The organism is Hyunsoonleella sp. J2K-J805 (genome assembly GCF_057167125.1).
The window spans coordinates 1,425,001-1,445,758 of the sequence record NZ_CM169901.1 but is presented as its reverse complement, the minus strand read 5'-3'; the positions used below and the strand labels follow the sequence as shown (position 1 = coordinate 1,445,758).

Annotated in this window: 20 protein-coding genes, 1 pseudogene and 1 riboswitch; of the genes and pseudogenes, 7 read left to right on the top strand and 14 right to left on the bottom strand. The window is 33.8% G+C overall.

All coding sequences use genetic code 11. The features are described 5' to 3' along the window. Window positions 1-26: 26 nt before the first annotated feature. Entirely contained in the window at window positions 27-1,640 is a 1,614-nt protein-coding gene (locus AC1B0Z_RS06390) for an ABC transporter substrate-binding protein (protein WP_483794793.1), read from the bottom strand. A gap of 84 nt (window positions 1,641-1,724) precedes the next feature. On the opposite strand from AC1B0Z_RS06390, the gene mtaB reads away from it, so the two are divergent. Beyond that, window positions 1,725-3,074, top strand: coding sequence for a tRNA (N(6)-L-threonylcarbamoyladenosine(37)-C(2))-methylthiotransferase MtaB (gene mtaB, locus AC1B0Z_RS06385; protein ID WP_483794792.1), 1,350 nt, complete (start codon window positions 1,725-1,727; stop codon window positions 3,072-3,074). 332 nt (window positions 3,075-3,406) lie between these two features. Here mtaB and AC1B0Z_RS06380 read toward each other — a convergent pair whose 3' ends face one another. Then, window positions 3,407-3,703, bottom strand: coding sequence for a GNAT family N-acetyltransferase (locus tag AC1B0Z_RS06380; protein ID WP_130963490.1), 297 nt, complete (start codon window positions 3,701-3,703; stop codon window positions 3,407-3,409). Window positions 3,704-3,824: 121 nt separating this feature from the next. Here AC1B0Z_RS06380 and AC1B0Z_RS06375 point away from each other — a divergent pair, with 121 nt between their 5' ends. From AC1B0Z_RS06375 to AC1B0Z_RS06360, 4 genes are read left to right on the top strand one after another with little or no spacing between them, the layout of a single operon-like run. Beyond that, complete coding sequence (locus AC1B0Z_RS06375; protein WP_483794791.1) at window positions 3,825-4,484, top strand: alpha/beta hydrolase family protein; 660 nt, start codon at window positions 3,825-3,827, stop codon at window positions 4,482-4,484. A gap of 51 nt (window positions 4,485-4,535) precedes the next feature. Further along, window positions 4,536-5,456, top strand: a complete 921-nt coding sequence (locus tag AC1B0Z_RS06370) for a lytic transglycosylase domain-containing protein (RefSeq protein WP_483795265.1) — start codon at window positions 4,536-4,538, stop codon at window positions 5,454-5,456. Window positions 5,457-5,461: 5 nt separating this feature from the next. Beyond that, window positions 5,462-6,916, top strand: coding sequence for a cardiolipin synthase (gene cls, locus AC1B0Z_RS06365; RefSeq protein ID WP_483794790.1), 1,455 nt, complete (start codon window positions 5,462-5,464; stop codon window positions 6,914-6,916). Between the two features lie 13 nt (window positions 6,917-6,929). After that, window positions 6,930-7,367: a PH domain-containing protein gene (locus AC1B0Z_RS06360; protein ID WP_483794789.1), complete on the top strand. Its 438-nt coding sequence runs from the start codon at window positions 6,930-6,932 to the stop codon at window positions 7,365-7,367. Window positions 7,368-7,373: 6 nt separating this feature from the next. Here AC1B0Z_RS06360 and AC1B0Z_RS06355 read toward each other — a convergent pair whose 3' ends face one another. Next, on the bottom strand, window positions 7,374-7,952 hold the full coding sequence (locus AC1B0Z_RS06355) for a DUF2892 domain-containing protein (RefSeq protein ID WP_483794788.1): 579 nt from the start codon (window positions 7,950-7,952) through the stop codon (window positions 7,374-7,376). 209 nt (window positions 7,953-8,161) lie between these two features. Between AC1B0Z_RS06355 and rpmH the strand changes: the two genes are divergently transcribed. Next, complete coding sequence (gene rpmH, locus AC1B0Z_RS06350; RefSeq protein ID WP_013870629.1) at window positions 8,162-8,323, top strand: 50S ribosomal protein L34; 162 nt, start codon at window positions 8,162-8,164, stop codon at window positions 8,321-8,323. 114 nt (window positions 8,324-8,437) lie between these two features. Next, a pseudogene (gene carB / locus AC1B0Z_RS06345) lies at window positions 8,438-11,289 on the top strand (carbamoyl-phosphate synthase large subunit). A 64-nt stretch (window positions 11,290-11,353) separates the two neighbouring features. On the opposite strand, the gene AC1B0Z_RS06340 reads toward carB, so the two are convergent. The 11 genes from AC1B0Z_RS06340 to AC1B0Z_RS06290 form a co-directional block, all read right to left on the bottom strand. Continuing rightward, a complete protein-coding gene (locus tag AC1B0Z_RS06340; RefSeq protein ID WP_483794787.1) occupies window positions 11,354-12,271 on the bottom strand; it encodes a DNRLRE domain-containing protein in 918 nt (305 codons plus the stop codon). A 350-nt stretch (window positions 12,272-12,621) separates the two neighbouring features. After that, the gene (locus AC1B0Z_RS06335) at window positions 12,622-12,687 is read right to left on the bottom strand and encodes a hypothetical protein (RefSeq protein ID WP_483795264.1); all 66 of its coding nucleotides are present in this window, start codon (window positions 12,685-12,687) and stop codon (window positions 12,622-12,624) included. A 166-nt stretch (window positions 12,688-12,853) separates the two neighbouring features. Then, complete coding sequence (locus tag AC1B0Z_RS06330) at window positions 12,854-13,210, bottom strand: hypothetical protein (protein ID WP_483794786.1); 357 nt, start codon at window positions 13,208-13,210, stop codon at window positions 12,854-12,856. Window positions 13,211-13,515: 305 nt separating this feature from the next. Beyond that, window positions 13,516-14,052 carry an acyl-CoA thioesterase gene (locus tag AC1B0Z_RS06325; protein WP_483794785.1) on the bottom strand — a complete coding sequence of 179 codons (537 nt, stop codon included), beginning with the start codon at window positions 14,050-14,052 and terminating at the stop codon, window positions 13,516-13,518. A 6-nt stretch (window positions 14,053-14,058) separates the two neighbouring features. Continuing rightward, window positions 14,059-14,760: a DUF3307 domain-containing protein gene (locus AC1B0Z_RS06320; RefSeq protein WP_483794784.1), complete on the bottom strand. Its 702-nt coding sequence runs from the start codon at window positions 14,758-14,760 to the stop codon at window positions 14,059-14,061. A gap of 4 nt (window positions 14,761-14,764) precedes the next feature. Next, window positions 14,765-15,394: a transcriptional regulator gene (locus tag AC1B0Z_RS06315; RefSeq protein ID WP_483794783.1), complete on the bottom strand. Its 630-nt coding sequence runs from the start codon at window positions 15,392-15,394 to the stop codon at window positions 14,765-14,767. A 236-nt stretch (window positions 15,395-15,630) separates the two neighbouring features. Continuing rightward, window positions 15,631-15,978 (bottom strand): 6-phosphogluconate dehydrogenase, encoded by a 348-nt coding sequence (locus tag AC1B0Z_RS06310; protein ID WP_483794782.1) that lies wholly within the window; start codon window positions 15,976-15,978, stop codon window positions 15,631-15,633. A 17-nt stretch (window positions 15,979-15,995) separates the two neighbouring features. Next, a complete protein-coding gene (locus AC1B0Z_RS06305; protein WP_483794781.1) occupies window positions 15,996-17,315 on the bottom strand; it encodes a DNA recombination protein RmuC in 1,320 nt (439 codons plus the stop codon). An 89-nt stretch (window positions 17,316-17,404) separates the two neighbouring features. Then, a complete protein-coding gene (locus tag AC1B0Z_RS06300) occupies window positions 17,405-18,199 on the bottom strand; it encodes an ABC transporter ATP-binding protein (protein WP_483794780.1) in 795 nt (264 codons plus the stop codon). After that, complete coding sequence (locus AC1B0Z_RS06295; RefSeq protein WP_483794779.1) at window positions 18,199-19,197, bottom strand: FecCD family ABC transporter permease; 999 nt, start codon at window positions 19,195-19,197, stop codon at window positions 18,199-18,201. The genes AC1B0Z_RS06300 and AC1B0Z_RS06295 overlap by 1 nt, the downstream gene beginning before the upstream one ends. 78 nt (window positions 19,198-19,275) lie before the next feature. Continuing rightward, window positions 19,276-20,421: an ABC transporter substrate-binding protein gene (locus AC1B0Z_RS06290; protein ID WP_483794778.1), complete on the bottom strand. Its 1,146-nt coding sequence runs from the start codon at window positions 20,419-20,421 to the stop codon at window positions 19,276-19,278. Window positions 20,422-20,517: 96 nt separating this feature from the next. Beyond that, window positions 20,518-20,725, top strand: a riboswitch (cobalamin riboswitch). Window positions 20,726-20,758: the final 33 nt, after the last annotated feature.

Sequence of the window (20,758 nt, the reverse complement as noted above, 5' to 3'; positions counted from 1 at the left end):
AACATCGTAACAAGATTGAAATATCATCAATTTATTTTCTTCACCCTTCTCAAATCCAATAAATTAATCGGATTTATACCTAAATCTTTTACATTCTTTCTGGTAAAACGAACCACTTCATCATAAAATAAAGGCACCATGATTGCATTATCCATTGCAATAGAATCTATCGTAGTATATAATTGTTTCCTTTCATTAATATCTGAGATATTAAATGCTGCATTGTAGAGACTATCTACGGTTTTATTTTTAAAATGAAAATAATTTGATCCTTTTGGGGTAAAGTTTTCACTATAAAAAATAGAAAGGTAGTTTTCGGCATCCATATAGTCTGCCACCCAAGAGCTCCTAAACATATCTACTTTTCCTTCAGAGCGTGACGATCTTAAAGTTGCTTCGGGCATAACATCTACATTTATTTTTAGTCCAGCTTTTTCCAGTTCACGTTGAATAAATTCACAGAAACTCAGATAATTACTGGAAGTAACCAAAGTTATTTCAGGGTTGCTAATACCGCTTGTTTCCTTAAATTGTTGAATGAGTTGTTTTGCTTTTTCTGGTTGGTAGGTAAAACCAATAGACTTGCTGTATCCAGGGAGACCAATGGGAATAAAACCACCATTGGCGGGATTACCAATACCATTCCTTAAATAAATCATCATTTTCTTCCTATCAAACCCATAGTTTATGGCTTTTCTAATAAGCTTAGATTGAATTTCAGGTGTTTCAGAATCTAAATAAAAACCTAAGTACTCAGAGTTTAAATATGGACTTTTTACCATGTTTACAACATTGGAATATTTGTCCCTCAACTTACCATCTGCTGTCAATAATTCGTCTTTGTAAGAAGCGTCCAAACCAGATAAATAATCAATATTTCCTTGTGCAAATTGCAGAAATTCACTCTGTTTATCTGGAAGGAATGTTAGTGCTACAGCCTCTAAATATGGGAGTTGGTTGCCTTTTTTATCTTTTTCAAAATAGAGTGCATTTTTGCGGAGTACTAACTTTATGTTTTCTTCCCAGCGTTTAAATTTAAAAGGTCCCGTACCTACAGGATGAGAACGGAATTCACTGCCATAATGTTTCACGATTTCTTTTGGAACAACAGAGGTGTATTTCATGGTTAATAAACCAATAAAAGCAGGAAACGGCTGTTTTAAGGTGATTTCAAAAATAGTGTCATTAATAGCTTTAAAATTATCCACTTTATTTAAAACCCAACTTCCTGGAGCTGCAAGTTTTTCATCACGTAGACGATTAAAACTAAACACAAAATCATCTGCAGTAACTGTTCTTGTGGAGTCTTTACCAAACAACACGTGTTTATGGAAATACACATCGTTTCTTAAATTGAAGCTATAAATTGTACCGTCCTCTGAAATTGACCAATTCTTAGCAATACAAGGCAAAATGTTAAGCTCATCATCGAGTTGTACCAAGCCGTTAAACAATTGGTTGCAAACCGAGTTATCCTGTAATGTTCTAGAAAAAGCAGGGTCTAGGGTATTTATGTTGGCAAATTCGTTGTAACGAAATACAAAATGGTCTTTGTTTGTACTAGTATCTTCCTTACATGAAAAGAGTATGCAACTAATTGACAAATAGATAATTGTTTGACGCCAAATATGTTTTATCATATAAGTAATTAGTTGTAAATTTGCCCTCTTTTAGCCGTAAAGATAAATTTTAAAACACCCTCAAACAAGTTTCGTATAATTAAAGTGGATAAGAAAAAAGTAGCATTTTATACTTTAGGTTGTAAACTGAATTTTTCAGAGACCTCTACTATTGCCCGAAATTTTGTGAATGAAGGGTTTGATAGAGTAGATTTTTCAGAGAAAGCGGATATCTATGTCATCAATACCTGTTCGGTAACTGAAAATGCAGATAAACGCTTTAAAACTATTGTAAAACAAGCCCAAAAAGGGAATCCTGAAGCATTTGTTGCGGCAGTAGGTTGCTACGCCCAGTTAAAACCGCAAGAATTGGCAGATGTGAATGGTGTGGACTTAGTTTTGGGCGCTACCGAAAAATTTAAAATCACCGATTATCTCAACGATTTATCCAAAAACGATTTTGGAGAAGTACATTCCTGTGAAATCGAGGATGCCGATTTTTATGTGGGTTCCTATTCCATAGGCGATAGAACGCGTGCATTTTTAAAAGTCCAAGATGGGTGCGATTATAAATGTACGTATTGCACCATTCCTTTAGCTCGTGGTATTTCTAGAAGTGATACCATGGAAAATGTTTTGAAGAATGCTAGAGAGATTTCAAAACAAAATATAAAAGAAATTGTTTTAACAGGTGTAAATATTGGTGACTACGGAAAAGGCGAATTTGGTAACAAGAAACACGCGCATACTTTTTTAGATTTAGTGACTGAACTTGATAAGGTTGAAGGTATAGAACGTTTAAGAATATCATCCATTGAGCCTAATTTATTGAAAAACGAGACTATTGATTTGGTGTCAGGGTCAAGAGCTTTTGTGCCACATTTCCATGTGCCCTTGCAATCGGGCAATAATGAAATTCTTAAAAAAATGAAACGGCGTTACATGCGAGAATTGTATGTAGATCGCGTTTCAAAAATAAAAGAAGTTATGCCTCATGCCTGCATAGGTGTTGATGTGATTGTTGGCTTTCCAGGGGAAACCGATGAGCATTTCCTAGAGACGTATAATTTTTTAACGGAGTTGGACATTTCGTATTTACATGTGTTTACCTATTCCGAAAGAGATAATACTGAAGCTGCTGAAATGGAAGGAGTTGTGCCAAAAAGTGTTAGAACCAAGCGAAGTAAAATGTTACGCGGTTTGTCTGTTAAAAAACGACGTGCGTTTTATGAAAGTCAGCTAGGAACTGTTAGAACCGTACTTTTTGAAAGTGAAAATAAGGAAGGTTATATTCATGGATTTACGGAAAACTATGTTAAGGTTAAGTCGCCTTGGAATCCAGAATTGATTAATACGCTTCATGACGTTGAATTAACCAAAATAGATGAAGATGGTTTGGTTAGGTTTGAGTTTGTTTGTCATCCTGAACTCGTTTCAGGATCTCATCAAAAGTAGTTGACATTTATTTTGTGAAAAGATATTGCAATTCAATATTTTGATTGAATTTTGATAATCAGGCCATTAAAAATGAGCAATAAAAACACTTTTGGAATAGAATACATCTTTTTTATTATTATCGCTGGACTTTTTTTAATATCAATTAAGTATGCTATAATAATAGGGTCTATAATGTTAATTATTTTATTTCTTTTTGGTAAATTAAAAGAGTAACAAAACTCTATTCATCATTCCTGTTATTGATACTTTTACAAAAACATATAAATTTTAAGCACAAAAAAATCCGAAGCTTAATTCAACTTCGGATGTTTCAATGTATTGTCGATATTTTAAATTCTCACGCCAACCGGTAACATGCGCTTGTACTTTCTATTGCTTCTTACAAATTTGGCAATTGCCGGACAAGTAGGCATTACGCTTAAATTACGATCTTGAATTTGCTCAAAAACCGAAGCGATAAATTCTTTTTTAAAATCTTCATCGTTGATTTCTTCTGGAATGATCAACTTAGTTAAGAATATTTTTCGCTCTTGTAAAGAATATTCAATTTTTGCCAATTTTCCATCAACTTTAATTTCAAATTGACGTAAAAAATCGTTGTCAATTAATTCAGCAGCTTCAACCATAGTGTAATAATTATTTAATTTAAAGGAGTATTGTATAAAATAGTGCAGACTATTTGAATAACTTTGTGCAAAAGTACGAAAAAAAATCGAGAGATTATATAAACGGCACTGTTAAAACCTTATGAGTCAAGAGATAATACATGTGTATTTAATGCCTGGAATGGCTGCTAGCCCGCTAATTTTTGAGAATATCAAACTACCAGAATCTCAATTTAGAATGCACTACTTGGAATGGTTTGTTCCTCAGGAAAATGAATCTTTAAGTGATTACGCACTTCGTATGACAAAGAAAATCAATCACGAAAACCCTGTGTTATTAGGTGTTTCGTTTGGAGGAATTTTGGTGCAGGAAATGTGCAAACATATTGCCGTAAGGAAAGTAATTATAGTATCAAGTGTTAAATCTAAGTATGAGTTACCATTAAAGATGCAATTGGCAAAATCTACAGGAGCATATAAATTGGTGCCAACTCAATTGGCAAGTAAAATAGAAGTATTTGAGAAATATGCCTTCGGAAAAACTATGACTAAACGTTTAGAGCTGTACAAAAAATACTTGTCGGTAAATGATCCGAATTATCTTAGTTGGGGTATAAAGCAAGTAGTGTGCTGGGAACAAGAGACCTATAAAGAAGATATTGTACATATTCATGGAGATAATGATCCTGTTTTTCCTATCAAACATATCAAAAACTGTATCACGATTAAGGGTGGTACACATATTGCTATTATCAATAAGTACAAGTGGTTCAACGAAAATTTACCCAAGATAATCTTATAAACCATAGGTTAATGCACTATTTTTTATATTTTTAAAAAAAACTTTTTAATGATGAAGACCATACAACGAATGTTGGCGCTTGTGGGATTATTAAGTTTATGTTTGCTGTTTATTTATGCCCTCCAAGACGCCCCTACTGATGAAAATTTCGAAAAGAAAGTCATTAACGACTATAATGTTTATGCATTGCAAGTTCCTGAAGATTTAAATTTTGCAGGAGAGCGTGTGCCATTAGAAAATCCAGATATTTTAGAGCGAATGGATAGAGAACTGTTGGTAAATACCTACTGGCAGTCTAATGGTTTATTGATGTTTAAGCGTGCAAAAAAATACTTTCCGGTAATAGAGCCTATACTAGCAAGATATGGTGTTCCAGATGATTTTAAATACTTAGCCGTTATAGAAAGTGGTTTAACCAATGCGGTATCTCCAGCAGGAGCAAGGGGTGTATGGCAAATTATGAAAACTACTGGGCGTGAAAATGGTTTAGAAGTCAACACCAATGTTGATGAACGCTATCATTTGGAAAAAGCTACAGAAGTAGCCTGTAAATATTTAATAAGATCTAAAGAAAATTTAGGTTCTTGGACCCTGGCAGCAGCGGCTTACAACGCTGGTAATGCAGGAGTGTCTCGAAGATTGAAGGAACAAAATGTTAGTGATTATTATGATTTGCTTTTGGGAGAGGAAACCGGGCGCTATTTATTTAGAATAGTGGCACTAAAGGAAATTTTATCAAATCCAGATAAATACGGATTCAATTTTAGGGACAAAGATTTATACTCAAACATACCAACGTTTAAGGTTGAAGTTGATACGGCAGTAACCGATTTTACAAAATTTGCGGAACGCTTTGGTATAAATTATAAAATTTTAAAACTACACAATCCTTGGTTGAGAGAACCTCATTTAAATAATAAGTCGAGAAAGCCATATTACATCGAGATTCCAAAGGAAGGATATTATAATTAAATTCCATGTTGGCTTTTCTGAAAGATAACTACTGGAATATCTTAATCATACTTAATTATGTTATAGCGATTTCAGCCGCTATAACTGTAATATTAAAAAATATCAACCCAACCAAAACATTGTCTTACATACTTGTTTTGGTTTTTTTTCCTTTTTTCGGTGTGCTGGTCTATTACCTTTTTGGACAAGAATACCGAAAAAACAAAATTTTCAATAGAAAACAGGTACTCAACCAATCTACAATTAAATCAATACATGAGACTTTAGAGTTTGAAAATGACGTCAATAAAAAAGTAGACGATTATTTAAACCAAAAATCAAAGTTGGTTGAGCTATTATACAGTAACAATTATTCGCCACTTACCCTTTGTAATGATATCAATATTTTAAAAAATGGAAATGAAAAGTTTGAATATTTGATGAACGACTTGAAAAAAGCCGAACATCATATACACTTAGAATATTATATTTTAAAGGATGATAAAATTGGAACAAGGCTTCTAAATGTATTATGCGATAAAGCCAAGAATGGTGTCTCTGTAAGATTGACTTATGATGATGTGGGAAGTAAAATATCTACAAAAATGAAGCATAAACTGGACGAAAGTGGAGTGGAACACTATCCATTTATGCCTGTGCTGTTTTCAAGATTCACGGGGAAAATGAATTACCGCAACCATAGGAAAATTGCCATTATAGACGGGAAGGTAGGTTATGTAGGTGGTATAAATATCGCAGATGAATACATAAACAATGATAGTGATGAGCTTTTTTGGAGAGATACACATTTAAGAATTTTAGGAGAAGCCGTTAAATCATTACAGATTAATTTTTTTACCACTTGGGATTTTGTATCCAATCAAGACTTAAAAATTAACAAATCGTATTTCCCTCAAGCAACTTGTCAAAATAATGTAGCTGTACAAATTGCATCTAGCGGTCCGGATACCGATTGGCCATATATCATGGAGGCTATGTTTACAGCTATAAATACCGCAGAAGATTACATTTACATTACTACACCCTATTTTGTGCCCAACGATCAGATTATTACAGCACTACAAGTGGCTGCACGAAGTGGTGTAGATGTGAAGTTAGTAATTCCAAAAGAGTCTGATTCCTGGGTGGTGAAACATGCTACAAATTCTTTGTTAGAAAAGTTGCTTGAAGCGGACATAAAAGTATATCGCTACTCAAAAGGGCTTATCCATGCTAAAACTATCGTAATAGACGATATCTTTTCTACTATAGGTACTTCAAATATGGATTACAGAAGTTTTAATATTAATTTTGAAGTAAATGCTTTTCTATATGACAAGCATACAAGTAATATACTAAAACAACATTTCTTAAAGGATTTAGAATATTCTGAGAACGTGAATCTTGATAATTGGACAAAGCGTCCAAAATTTGAAAAGCTTAAAGAGGCTTACAGCAGATTGTGGTCGCCGCTGATTTAAATTAGAATTTCATATGAAAGACATCAAAGTATATAAGTCAAAAATTGAATATGGTTTTTTTGCTGTATTCTTTTTACTGGTTATTGCTTCAATTTTCTTAATGATTTTGAAAGGTGAATCAAATAATTCTATCTTAGTATATGGTAGTATACTTTTTCTAATATTAATTTTTTTATGTTATGGTACTTTTTCAATAAGATATATTATTGAAGGCAATACATTAAAAATACGGAATGGAATTATTTATAGTAAGGATGTTGATATTTACAACATCAAATCCATTAAACAGTCGTATTCAATAATGTCATCTCCATCGGCAGCATTTGATAGAATTGAAGTGAATTTCAATAAATATGATAGTGTTTTAATTTCACCAAATAACAAACAGTCATTCATAAACGATTTGCTCTTAATAAATCCTGAAATTAAAATAGAGCTAAAAAAAGATTGAGAAATTTTATCTTCCTCTGCGCTTTTGAGACCTTAATGAACCACCTGCACCAAAATGCTGGTTTGGCCCTACAGCTTGCTTCATGTTTTGCTTCATCATTTTAATTTGATCTGTAAGCATACCATGTTTATCTAGTTTTTGCGCTTCAGTAAGTAATTGTTGCGCCTCTCTTTTTCTTCTTTTAGAAAAGGCAATACCAGCAAGATTCAATTTTGCCATGGCCAAGTCATGTTTCATAGACAGACCTAATGAAACAGCTTTCTTAAAATGTTTCTCAGATTCATTCATGTTGTCCTGCATCGTCATAATTCCATGTAAGTAGCTATAATATCCTTGTTGTTTTTTAACTAATGCAGTTTCTGGGTTTCTAATTTTATCTAGCCATTTTTTAGCTCCTGCAAAATCTTGTTTTCTTAGGCGCAAGAACGCTAATAGAATAAATTCATTTTTAAAATAAAGAAATATAAAAACACCCGCTAATAAAATAAGTGAAATGCCATTACCTATATTTCCTTCTGTAAACTGGTATACGGCATAGGCTATAATTCCGGCAGCTAAAATCAGTTTTATAATTTTGTTGAACATTTAAATTGATTTTTATTGCAATTTTGGGCTTCATTTTTCGCTTTTAGCCCGTTTTTATTTTAAAATGCAAAGAAACTAAATTTTTTATGTAAAAAATATTTTTAAAATAGGTTTGTGAAATAAAAAAGCTTTGTATATTTGCGCTCAGTTTTTGACAAGGGTCAAAATATTTCAGAAAAATACAATTCAGATTTTAAAAACATAAGACGATGCCAAAAAGAACGTTTCAACCATCAAAAAGAAAGAGAAGGAACAAGCACGGTTTCAGGGAAAGAATGGCTTCTGCTAATGGCAGAAAAGTACTGGCTAGAAGAAGAGCAAAAGGTAGAAAAAAATTGTCTGTGTCATCTGAAACAAGACATAAGAAATAATGATTAACAATTGTTGATATTTTAAAGGTGTTGCTTAAGTGTAACGCCTTTTTTTATGTTTTGTAATTACTAATTTAGCAAACCGATTTATTTACATATAGAATACTTATAACAATGCCGAAAAATCCGAAATTAAAATCAATCCTTATTATTGGTTCAGGCCCATCATCATTGGGCAAGCGTGTGAGTTTGATTATTCAGGTTCTCAAGCCTTACGTTCGTTAAGAGAAGATGGAATTGAAACCATTTTGATTAATTCCAATCCTGCAACAATTATGACTGACCCTTCCATGGCAGATCATGTGTATTTGTTGCCATTGAATACAAAATCAATCATTAAGATTCTTAAAGAACATCCACAGATTGACGCTGTTTTACCAACAATGGGCGGACAAACGGCACTGAATTTAGCAATCGAAGCAGATGAAAAAGGAATTTGGGAAGATTTTGGAGTGGATATGATTGGTGTTAATATTGACGCTATTAACGTTACTGAGGATAGAGAGCAGTTTAGAGAATTAATGGGTAAGATTGGTGTTGGAATGGCACCACAAGCAACCGCTTCATCTTTCTTAAAAGGAAAAGAAATAGCACAAGAGTTTGGTTTTCCATTATGTATTCGTTCTTCATTTACCCTTGGCGGTGCTGGTGCGGCGATTGTTTATGATGAAAAGGATTTTGATAAATTACTGCGCCACGGATTGGAAATTTCCCCTATCCATGAGGTAATGATTGATAAAGCTTTGCTTGGTTGGAAGGAGTATGAGTTAGAGTTGTTGCGAGATTCTAATGGTAATGTGGTTATCATCTGTTCTATTGAAAATATGGACCCGATGGGAATTCATACTGGAGACTCTATAACCGTAGCTCCGGCAATGACTTTAAGTGATAGAACCTATCAAAAGATGCGTGATATGGCAATCCATATGATGCGCAGTATCGGGGATTTTGCTGGTGGTTGTAACGTACAATTTGCAGTTAGCCCAGATGAAGAAGAGGAAATTATAGCCATTGAAATTAACCCGCGTGTATCGCGTTCTTCAGCATTGGCAAGTAAGGCTACAGGGTATCCAATTGCAAAAATTGCGGCAAAATTAGCTTTGGGGTATAGTTTAGATGAATTAAGCAATCAAATTACAAAATCTACTTCAGCATTGTTTGAGCCTACTTTAGATTATGTAATTGTAAAAATACCACGTTGGAATTTTGATAAATTTGAAGGCTCTGATAGAACTTTAGGACTGCAAATGAAGGCGGTAGGAGAGGTAATGGGCATTGGGCGTTCATTCCAAGAAGCACTGCACAAGGCAACACAATCGCTTGAAATTAAGCGTAATGGATTAGGAGCTGATGGAAAGGAAAACACCAATTACGATGAGGTAATAGAAAAATTGAAGTTCGCTTCATGGGATCGAGTATTTATCATTTACGATGCCATTAAAATGGGCATCCCATTAAGCAGAATTTTTGAAATCACTAAAATCGATATGTGGTTCTTAAAGCAATATGAAGAACTATATTTCTTGGAAAAGGAAATTTCTACTTTCAACATCGATACCATTGATAAAGAATTGTTGCTTGAAGCAAAGCAGAAAGGATATGGAGACAGACAGATTGCGCATATGTTAGGTTGTTTGGAAAGTCAAGTGTATAATAAGCGTGAGGAAATGGGGATTAACCGTGTTTATAAATTGGTTGATACCTGTGCTGCTGAGTTTGAAGCAAAGACACCATACTATTATTCAACGTTTGAAAGCGATATGCAAATTGCCGATGGTAAGCGGTATTCGGATAATGAAAGTGTAGTTTCAGATAAAAAGAAAATTATTGTTTTAGGTTCTGGACCCAACAGAATCGGGCAAGGTATAGAGTTTGATTATTGTTGTGTTCATGGCGTGTATGCTGCACAAGAATGTGGTTACGAAACCATCATGATTAACTGTAATCCTGAAACCGTATCTACAGATTTTGATACGGCCGATAAACTGTATTTCGAACCTGTATTTTGGGAACACATTTATGATATCATCAAGCATGAAAAGCCGGAAGGTGTTATAGTGCAATTAGGCGGACAAACCGCTTTAAAACTTGCTGAAAAACTATCGCGTTATGGTGTTAAAATCATCGGAACCAGCTTTGAATCTCTAGATTTAGCAGAAGACAGAGGAAGTTTTTCAACTCTACTAAAAGAAAATAATATTCCTTATCCACAGTTTGATACAGCAGAAACTGCTGATGAGGCTTTAGCCGTAGCAAAAGAGCTGGATTTCCCAATCTTGGTAAGACCGTCTTACGTACTTGGAGGACAAGGGATGAAAATAGTAATTAATGAAAAAGAGCTTGAAGAGCACGTAATAGATTTATTGAATAAAATTCCAAATAATAAGCTATTATTAGACCACTATTTAGAAGGTGCGATAGAAGCAGAGGCGGATGCAATCTGTGATGGTGAAGAGGTTTACATTATTGGAATCATGGAACATATTGAACCATGTGGTATTCATTCAGGAGATAGTAACTCGACACTGCCTCCATTCAACCTTGGTGAATTTGTGATGCAACAAATTAAGGATCATACCAAAAAGATAGCTTTAGCATTAAATACTGTTGGTTTAATTAATATTCAATTCGCGATAAAGGATGATAAGGTATATATTATAGAAGCAAATCCAAGAGCTTCCAGAACAGTGCCATTTATCGCAAAAGCTTACGGAGAGCCTTATGTAAACTATGCTACTAAGCTAATGTTGAGAGAAAAGAAGATTAAAGACTTCAACTTTAAACCAGAATTGGAAGGTTACGCCATAAAACAACCGGTTTTCTCATTTAACAAATTCCCGAATGTGGATAAAACATTAGGGCCAGAAATGAAAAGTACAGGTGAGAGTATCCTGTTTATTGATAGTTTAAAGGACGACGAATTTTACGATTTGTACTCCAGACGTAAGATGTATTTAAGTAAATAAGTGTAAGTTATAAAAGGAAAAAGCCGCATATTGCGGCTTTTTTTGTTCTATCTATAATGGAATATTAAATTTTTACGAAACGTTTGGTTTTAGAAACATCTTCAGTGCTAACTTTAAGCAAGTATATCCCTGGTGTCCAACTAGAAATATCAATAATAGCGTTAGAGTTGTGTTTAGCTGAATAAACGTTTTTTCCTAACAGGTCAAAAGCGCTTATGTCAATTCCATCTATAAAACTCGGGAGTTCTAATTTTATACTTGAAGTTGCTGGATTGGGCATGATAGAAAAATTCGTTAAACTTACCTCTTCAGTACTTAGCGTGCTATAAGTAACGTTTAGTATTGGGGCAACTCCTGAATCTTTGCTTCCAAATTGCCTTGCACTTCTGTTAACTGTTTCATCTCCAATTAAAATAATGCCATTATTCGTACTGGGATTATCTAGCCACTGCTGCGCTACACTTACGAATGTAGTGCTTGTTGGAAAATCATAGTTCCCAAGACCGCTCAGGCTTAGTGTAGATAAAGCTGTTGTAGAAAAATCTCCTCCAGCCGTTGTCCAATTGGATGTACCTAGCATAGCATCACTCCAAGTGGCATCAGGGGCAACTGCTGCTGCGCCATTCCCAGTGCCTGTTGAGGTGCCTTCTCCCCAATCATTATTTAACTCATAAATGTTGTAAGTTTGAGTCCCAACACCACCCGGTACTCTAGATACATTTAAAGATAAAGTAACACTTGTAATTGTAGCACCGCTAGGAATTGAAGTCAAGTCAAACTTGATTAGCGCTCTTCTATTGTTGTTACCATCGGCTGAACCAGTTCTACCAGAGTATAATCGTCCTAGGCCATTGGAATTATTAGATTCGCTGTAAATAGAATTGTCTTTTACAGATGTGAGGTTAACTGTAGTTTGTGAGCTTAATTCTAAAAGAAAGAATGCACAAAGTACTGGTAAAATAAAATGTAATTTTTGTTTCATAGCTATTTGTTTTAATGTCAAGTATTTTTTATTAAGATACATAATATCAAAGTAATATGATAATTGTTATAACGTATTTTTTCAATCTAAACCTATAATTCTATCTTAGTATTATAGCTTTTAATAACATCCAAATAGTCTTCTTTTTTAACTCATTTGCCTTAAATTTTGTAGAGTGATGTTCTGCCTGTTGCTGTCGAACGATGCTTCGTACAAAACGTCTCACAGCTTGTTCTGAATCTAAAATAATACCTATTTCAACAACATTTTGCCATGTTCATCTTTTGCAACCATTGTAAATTATGATGAATTACAATGCTTAACCTCTGCTGTTTGAATACTTTCAGATTTCATAAGTACCCAATAACCATAGAGGTTTTGCCTGTATAGTTTACTGATGCTTCTAGGGTTACCAATTTTTCAACTCCAATTGGGTTTAAAAAAATCTACTCGATTTACAGAAGCAGTAACACAATTTTAAATTATTATTTCAGGTTTTAAAACTTCTTTTTTTCTTTACAACAATTTATAGCTAAGCATAGTTGCAAAAGCACGTAAAAGCAAACTGTAGCTTTGAACTTATTACTGCTCTAATAGACCATCATCTTGCCATTGTTGAATAAGGTCTCTATTTGCCTGAGGCATTAAGCCAGAGGGAGGCATAGGTCTAGATGCATTATTTATTCTGTTTATTATTCTGCCAACTCTACTATTTACTTGGCTAAAGTTTACCAATGAAAATGGCGCTCCATTTGATGTTGGATCCCCATGGCACTGTACGCAATTACTAGAAATAATTGCTCTTACATCACCATTATACGTTATAGGATCTGTAGATACTGGAGTCTCTTGATCTGTTAAATCGTCATCGTTGTTACTTGAGCAGCTAAACCCCAGAGCAACCAAGGCTAATGCGTAAACTGATTTTCTAATTTTCATAATTCTTTTTTTTGGGATTAATATGTTCTCTTTCAATTATAATTCAAAAGTGAGTTATAAGTATTCTAGTTTTTCACTTCCCTTATTTATCCATTTAAATCAAAACTTACAGATAATAGATTTTAACAGATATATTAGTAGTATTAAAGGGACTGTAACTTGTATTTATATGTTTATGTGTGATAAATAGGGCTATGCTTAATGCTAATTTTTGCAATAGAGCAACTAAAAGAAACTCAACTTGAGGTAGAGTTTATACCAATTTATGAGGTTTAAGACGCGTATAAGGTGGTTTACTTACATTTTTATAGGGCTATTTGGGCATTTTGTTTTTTTATTAGCTCTAAATACTCTTCAATTTTAAACTCTGTAGCATTAAACTGTGTAGAACGATGTCTTGCCTGTTGCTGTCTAACGATGCTTCGCGCAAAACGTCTCACAGCTTGTTCAGAATCTAAAATAATACCTGGTACAACAACATTTTTACCATGTTCATCTTTTGCAACCATTGTAAAATATGATGAATTACAATGCTTAACTTCTCCAGTTTGAATATTTTCAGATTCCACGCGTAGGCCAATAACCATAGAAGTTCTGCCCGTATAATTTACTGATGCTTTTAGGGTTACTAGTTCTCCAACTTCAATAGGGTTTAAAAAATCAACGCGGTTTACGGATGCCGTTACGCAATAATTTTGCGAGTGCTTAGAGGCACATGCAAAGGCAATCTGGTCCATTAAGTTTAAAATATGCCCACCATGAATTTTTCCACTAAAATTAGAGTGTGATGGCAGCATGAGCTGCGTTATGGTTACCTGCGATTCTTTAGGGTGTTTAAACATGTTGTTTTAAGTTAAAACGGTATAAATAATTCCAGTTATGATGGCAATGCCAAAACTAATTAAAGTGCCTATTAAAATATACTCGGTAAGCTGTCTGGTTTTTGACTCTTTTAAATCTCCAAATCTAAAAACCGATTTAGCCGTAATTAAAAAACCCACAGCTTCCCAATGGTCTACAATAATGAAAATAAACACTAAAACACGCTCTAAAATACCAATATATTTTCCAGCATCCGTTAGGGACTGGTTGTTTTTAGTAAGTTCTGAAATATCCCACTTTAAAAAAATGTTTTTCATAATTATAGATACAGGAATTGTTAAAAACAAGATACACGTTATTAACAGTAGCTCATTTTCGGTAATTCTAAATTGAAATAAGCCATTGTTATAGATGAAAAAGTAACATGCAAAAATAATTAGTACATGTAATAACTGGTCTAAAAAGAATAATCGCCGTTTTGTTTTTTTCTTCTGAAAAGAGAGTTTTAAAGCATCAATTATAAAGTGAGATACTCCAATAATTACAATAATTGGCCATAGCGATACATCCCATAAAAGTAAAGTTGTAGCAGCAATATGTATTAAAATATGAAAATACAGTTTAGGAGATTTTAGTTTTTTCTTTTCCTTTTCTTTAACCCATTTAACCGGTTGTAAAAAGAAGTCACCTAAAAGGTGGGCGAGTAGGAGTTTTATTAAAATCATCATTTTTTTATAGAATATTTTGTGCAGGTAAGGTGATTTTTTGACGATACATTTTATCAAGACTCAATATTTCATTGAAATAAGCGCGTTTAAGGCGTTTGCTAACAGCTTCTTGATTTATATCTAGAATTTTGGCAATTTCAGATTGTAGTGCTCCAGGATTTTCAAGAGTAACCTTTACAGCTTCAGCTGAATTGATTGTCCAATTGTCCATTGCAATTAAAGCAAGTTTAAAATATAAGTTGAGCTCATCATTTATGGTAATATATCGAGATTTGATTTTGAGATTTGTCTTCTCTTTCTTTAGATTTTCTAAGGTTTCTCCTGAAAATTGGAAAGCTTCTCCATTAGATTCAGTAACAGTATCTCCTTCAAACATTTTATGTCCAACCCCAATTGCCATGCGAACATCTAAGCCTTTTACGGACTTTATGCACGCTTTAATATGTACTGCTATAAGAAATGCTTTTTGACTATCTTTAACCTCAATTTGAAAACTATCTCCTTGAAAGATTTCCCAATATTTTTCACCTATTTCGGTTTTTATTAGAGCTTCCTTTAAAGGGTATAACCAAACTTCTGGGTTCTTGAATTTACTTGATCTTATAATATCGCCAGTAATAACACTTGTCGTCATAATATTCCGTTTAAATAGAATAACTATAATTATTCCTTTTTTAGGGAATAATTTAAAATATTCCTTATTTAGGGAATATTCAAATATAGAATGTTTTTATGGAATACACAAATTAAGCATTATAATAGTTTTTAAAATGCGTGATGTAAATCGCTGTAATACTAGGTTTTAACTATTAAGATACACATCAAACCATACTAGGTTCTACAGAAAAGTATACAAGATTTATAACGTGTTTAATTGCTTTCTTCTTCAACTTTGGTTATAAAATATTTGGTGTCTCCAAGCCAAAATATGGTTTTATAATGTTCAAAATAGTAGAGTTTTACAAATTTACCTTGTAATCTATTTAAATCTTCAATAGCTTGTTTTTCGTTATCTTGAACCGAGAATACAAAGGTTTGTGCATCTGATACGCCTTGGCTTATTTCGCCTTCCCAAGTTTTAAAAAGTACACCTTTATTGCTAAATTTTACAAGTTTACCAGCTCTAACGCCTTCACTATAACTTACAAAGTAAATAAAGCTAAAATATGCGGCAGCGATGATACATATCAATAGAAAAAATTTAATTAAGAATTTCATGAAAATAACTGATTTAATTATTCGTCCTCTTCGGCACGTTTTATAATAGCTTCAGGTAATGATTTTTTGGCTTTTGCGCCCATTTTTTTAAGCTTTTCAACGCTAGTGATGAGGTTACCACGCCCATCAACTAACTTATTCATAGCAGCAGAATAGTCATTTTTAGCAGCATCAATCTTTTTGCCAACACCAGTTAAATCACTTACCAAGCCTTCAAACTTATCGTAAAGCGCACCAGCTTGTCGTGCTATTTCTATAGCATTACGTTGCTGTTTTTCATTATTCCACATGGTATCAATGGTACGCAACGTAGCCAAAAGGGTAGAAGGTGTTACAATTACAATATTCTTTTCAAAGGCTTTATTGTAAATGCTGTTGTCTTCATTGACAACCACGGCAAACGCTGGCTCTATGGGAATAAAAAGTAATACAAAATCAGGGGATTCAATATCGTATAAATCCTGATAATTTTTAGCAGATAGTTGCTCCACATGTTTTCTTATGGAATTTACATGGGCTTTTAAAAATTGTGGTCTGTCATCGTCATCAGCATTTACCATACGTTCGTAATCCGTTAAGGATACTTTTGAATCAATTATCATTTTCTTGCCATCAGGTAAATGCAATACCACATCCGGCATCACCCGCGAGTTATCGTCACGAGTAAAACTTTGTTGCACAAAATATTCACGGTCTTTTTCTAAACCAGATTTTTCAAGCACCCGCTCCAAAACCAACTCGCCCCAATTTCCTTGCATTTTACTATCGCCTTTTAAAGCTCTAGTTAAATTGGTAGCCTCTTTAGTCATTTGTTGATTAAGGTCTTTTAAGCCTAATAACTGCTCTTTTAAAGCAGAATGCATGCTGATACTTTCCTTTTGTGAAGCTTCTACTTTTTTCTCAAAGCCTTGTATTTTTTCTTGAAGCGGATTTAAAATATTTTTGATATTTTCTTTATTCTGCTCTGTGAATTTATTCGACTTTTCTTCAAGTATTTTATTGGCTAATAATTCAAAATCTTTGCGCAATTGCTCTTGGCGTTGTTCTAACTCTTTGTCCCGTTTTAAGTTTAACTCTTGCAGGTTTTCATATTCAGAATTCTTTCTGGCTAATTCGGTATTTAACAACTCCTTTTCTCGACGAATCTCCTCGCGTTCACCTTCTATCTTGCTTAGGTTTTGTTTTAGCTCCTCAATGGTGCGCTGCATTTGGTTTTGACGTTCCTCTAAGGTGCTCTGTTCACTTTTGTTTTTCAACTTCGAAAAGTAATTTCCCAAGAAAAAACCGATTGCTGCAAAAACTAAGGCAGCGAGAATTATTATTAAATTATCGTTCATATAACAAATATCAAATAACAAAAACCAAATTCCAAAAAGTAGCAAGTTTATATTTTAAGAGTACTGAATACTGTGACTGCAATTGGAAACTACTTTTTCACTCTAAAACTTCCAGTAGCTTCATCAAACGCAATTAAATCTTTTGGGAACAACTCATTAAAAGTACCCTTAGCAATCAAGTTGCACGGTTGGTCGTAGACCACTTCGGTATCCGTCATAACAATTAGTGTATCACAGAGTTGAATTGCCAAATCGATTTCATGTGACGAAAATAGAATGGTTTTACCTGTATCCTTAGTCAGTTTTTGAAGGAGTTTTAAAATATAGGCTTTGTGGTACATGTCCAGATGTGTGGTGGGTTCATCCAAAATAATTAAATCTGTATCCTGTGCTAAAGCTCTGGATATCATTACGTTTTGTAATTGACCATCACTAAGTTCAAAGCATTTTTTATTTTTTAAATGCTCAATATTTACTTGCGAAATAGCATGGTTTGTAATTTCAATATCTTCTTTTGAAAGATTGCCTATCCAATTTGTATAAGGTTGTCTGCCAAGTGCAACAAGTTCAAAAACAGATAGGTTTTTGGATGCAAGAGGCTCGGTTAAAACCAAACTCAATGCTTTAGCTAAGTTAACAGAGGAAAAGCCTTTCAATTCGGTATCATTAATATAAATCGCTCCTTTCAGGGGCGATTGTACCTTGGTTAAAGTTCTTAATAATGTAGATTTTCCAATGCCATTGGCACCAATCAATCCTATTAACTTTCCCTTTTCCAACGCTACATTTATGTTTGAAGCTACAACAATGTTGTCTTTTTTTGAAGTATATCCAATAGAGAGGTTTTCAGTTTTAAGAATGATATTTTTTGTTTCACTTTTCATTAAAATACCATTTTTCGTTTTCTAACTAATAACCATATTACCACAGGAGCACCAACAAGGGAAGTTATTGCATTTATTGGCAGGGTAAAATCGCTATTTGGTAATTGCGAAATGCTGTCGCAAATAAGCATTACAATAGCACCAAACAAAAATACTGCGGGCAACAATATTTTATGGTTTGATGTGTTGAACACCTGCCGTGTAATATGGGGAATGGCTAAACCAATAAAAGCAATTGGCCCTGTAAAAGCGGTTATTGTGCCCGCCAATAAACTCGTGGCTACAATGATAATAAAACGACTCTTTTTAATGCTCAAACCTAAACTTTTGGCATAATTTTCGCCTAAAAGTAGCGTGTTTAAGGATTTTATGGATGCGATACCCAAAACAATCCCCAAACTATAAATGATGAGTAAGACGGTAAGGTCTTCCCAAGATAAATTACCTAAACTACCAAAACCCCAAAATATATATTGTTGTAATTGTTCTGCAGATCCAAAATAGGAGAGAACACTTACCAGGGCAGCCGTAATACTGGCAAACATTAAGCCAATAATTAAAATTGCCATAGTATCTCTTACTTTTAAGGACACCGCTAAAACAGCCAATAGGACTAAAAAACTACCTAAGCTTGCAGCTATAACAATGCCCCATTTAGAAACGAAAAGTGATGCTAATACCCCACCAAAAATACCAGAGCCCAAAATAACCAATGCCACACCTAAACTTGCACCCGAGCTTATGCCTAAAACAAAAGGGCCAGCCAAAGGATTTCTAAATAAAGTTTGCATTAACAAACCTGAAATTCCTAATCCTGAACCCACAATAATCGCAGTTATGGCTTTGGGCAAGCGATAATTTTGAATAATAGTTTGCCAAGTTTCTTTTACTGAGGCATTTCCAATAAGGCTGTTAAAAATGTCTTCTAAAGGAATTGAGACTGAACCAAAGCTAATATTCATAAAAAAGCAAAACAACAAAACTATTGCTAGTGCCATAAATGAATATTTAAAGTTTTGTTGCATGGTTTTACGTTGCAGGCTTCACAGGTTTTTTAAAACCTGTGAGGTCTTAAGTTAATTAAGGGGTTTAAAGAAATAAGGTTTGTACTCTTTCAATAATTCTGGGTGGCAAATTTTTATGATATCTTTCAAGACTAAATCAGGCCTGGTCATACCTAACTCATAATACAAAACACCACCAGTGGCACCGGTAGTATTGTTAAAAGTGTAGATATTTTTCTTTTGAAAAGCATCAAATTGCGAATGGTTTTCATTACCATTTTTTAAATTTTCATAAGTGGAATAATTTGATGGGCTCAGCCAAATATCAGCATTTTTTGCCTTTACAAAAACCGACTCAAAATTTAGTTTTAAACTTCCAGAACCTTCGGTGTCGCTCCACAGATAATTAATATTGGCATCTTTTAACAGTTGTGCTTCCGTACTGGTTCCGTTAGGTAAATACCAAATGTCGTTGTGCATTGCACCACTTAAAACTGTCGGTTGTATTTTTACATTTTGGGCAATAGCTTTGGCTTCCAAGTAGTCTTTTTCAATTTGATTGAAGATAGAATCTGCTTCTTTTTCTTTACCATATAAAGCACCAAAAAATTTAATCCATTCTGCTTTTGCCAGAGGAGAACTCTCAACCCAGTCGCCATTAAAAATCACAGGAGTTCCTGAATTCTGAATGGTTTCAAAAGAACGATTGCCGCCTTCAATACCAAAGGCAACCACAACATCTGGATTTATTTCTAACAATACTTCAGTATTTAAACTTTCGTTTTTTCCAAGTTCTCTTATGTTTCCATTATCAATTTGTACTCTAATTTTTTCAGAAGATATGTAATCGGTTCCTGGAAATCCTACTAATGTTGTTTCAACATTTAATAGCTCTAATGCTGGTAAATGCGTGGTTGAGGTAACGACACTTTTCTCAATAGGAACTTCCATTGTGTTATCAAATCGTTCTCTTTCGTAAATCCAATATTCAGCTTCATAATTGTCTTCTAGTAAAGCATATCTATAACTTCGTTTTGCCTCAGGCCAAGGCGAATATACCTCTAAAATCTTAAAGGTTTCGTGTTTTTTGATTGAAAAACCTTTAGCATATTTTAGTTCAATAGCAACACCAGTTGTTTTTTCTTTCAGTCTTTTTGCCTGTTCATTTTTGCAAGAAACAAGAAGTAAAATATTCAAAAAGAGTATTAGTTTTTTCAAAATTTAAGTTTTGTCCTTTCAAAAGTAATATTATTTAAAGTTTTAATATAAACATTACTGGGATTGTTTACTTTTGCAATGAATTTTGGTTTGACATTTTTGTCATCCTGAACTTGTTTCAGGATCTAGCAAGTGTCGATTAAAAGGGAATCTGGTGCGACTCAATCATTGTCAAGGCCAGAACTGTTCCCGCAACTGTAAGCTACAAAGCTTCATGTTATACTTCTAATGTCACTGTCAATTTTGATGGGAAGACCAACATGAAGACGCAAGTCAGGAGACCTGCCATTTTCAAACAAATAAGTTAAACTTTCGGGATAAAAGTTTGCGTATGATA

Coding starts and splice junctions, on each gene's coding strand:
- AC1B0Z_RS06320 (WP_483794784.1), bottom strand. CDS start 14,760: ATGATGATTTTAATAAAACTCCTACTCGCCCACCTTTTAGGTGACTTC.
- AC1B0Z_RS06370 (WP_483795265.1), top strand. CDS start 4,536: ATGAAGACCATACAACGAATGTTGGCGCTTGTGGGATTATTAAGTTTA.
- AC1B0Z_RS06300 (WP_483794780.1), bottom strand. CDS start 18,199: ATGAAAAGTGAAACAAAAAATATCATTCTTAAAACTGAAAACCTCTCT.
- AC1B0Z_RS06355 (WP_483794788.1), bottom strand. CDS start 7,952: ATGTTCAACAAAATTATAAAACTGATTTTAGCTGCCGGAATTATAGCC.
- cls (WP_483794790.1), top strand. CDS start 5,462: ATGTTGGCTTTTCTGAAAGATAACTACTGGAATATCTTAATCATACTT.
- AC1B0Z_RS06380 (WP_130963490.1), bottom strand. CDS start 3,703: ATGGTTGAAGCTGCTGAATTAATTGACAACGATTTTTTACGTCAATTT.
- AC1B0Z_RS06295 (WP_483794779.1), bottom strand. CDS start 19,197: ATGGCACTAGCAATAGTTTTGTTGTTTTGCTTTTTTATGAATATTAGC.
- AC1B0Z_RS06310 (WP_483794782.1), bottom strand. CDS start 15,978: ATGAAATTCTTAATTAAATTTTTTCTATTGATATGTATCATCGCTGCC.
- AC1B0Z_RS06305 (WP_483794781.1), bottom strand. CDS start 17,315: ATGAACGATAATTTAATAATAATTCTCGCTGCCTTAGTTTTTGCAGCA.
- AC1B0Z_RS06390 (WP_483794793.1), bottom strand. CDS start 1,640: ATGATAAAACATATTTGGCGTCAAACAATTATCTATTTGTCAATTAGT.
- AC1B0Z_RS06315 (WP_483794783.1), bottom strand. CDS start 15,394: ATGACGACAAGTGTTATTACTGGCGATATTATAAGATCAAGTAAATTC.
- AC1B0Z_RS06325 (WP_483794785.1), bottom strand. CDS start 14,052: ATGTTTAAACACCCTAAAGAATCGCAGGTAACCATAACGCAGCTCATG.
- rpmH (WP_013870629.1), top strand. CDS start 8,162: ATGCCAAAAAGAACGTTTCAACCATCAAAAAGAAAGAGAAGGAACAAG.
- AC1B0Z_RS06375 (WP_483794791.1), top strand. CDS start 3,825: ATGAGTCAAGAGATAATACATGTGTATTTAATGCCTGGAATGGCTGCT.
- AC1B0Z_RS06330 (WP_483794786.1), bottom strand. CDS start 13,210: ATGAAAATTAGAAAATCAGTTTACGCATTAGCCTTGGTTGCTCTGGGG.
- AC1B0Z_RS06340 (WP_483794787.1), bottom strand. CDS start 12,271: ATGAAACAAAAATTACATTTTATTTTACCAGTACTTTGTGCATTCTTT.
- AC1B0Z_RS06360 (WP_483794789.1), top strand. CDS start 6,930: ATGAAAGACATCAAAGTATATAAGTCAAAAATTGAATATGGTTTTTTT.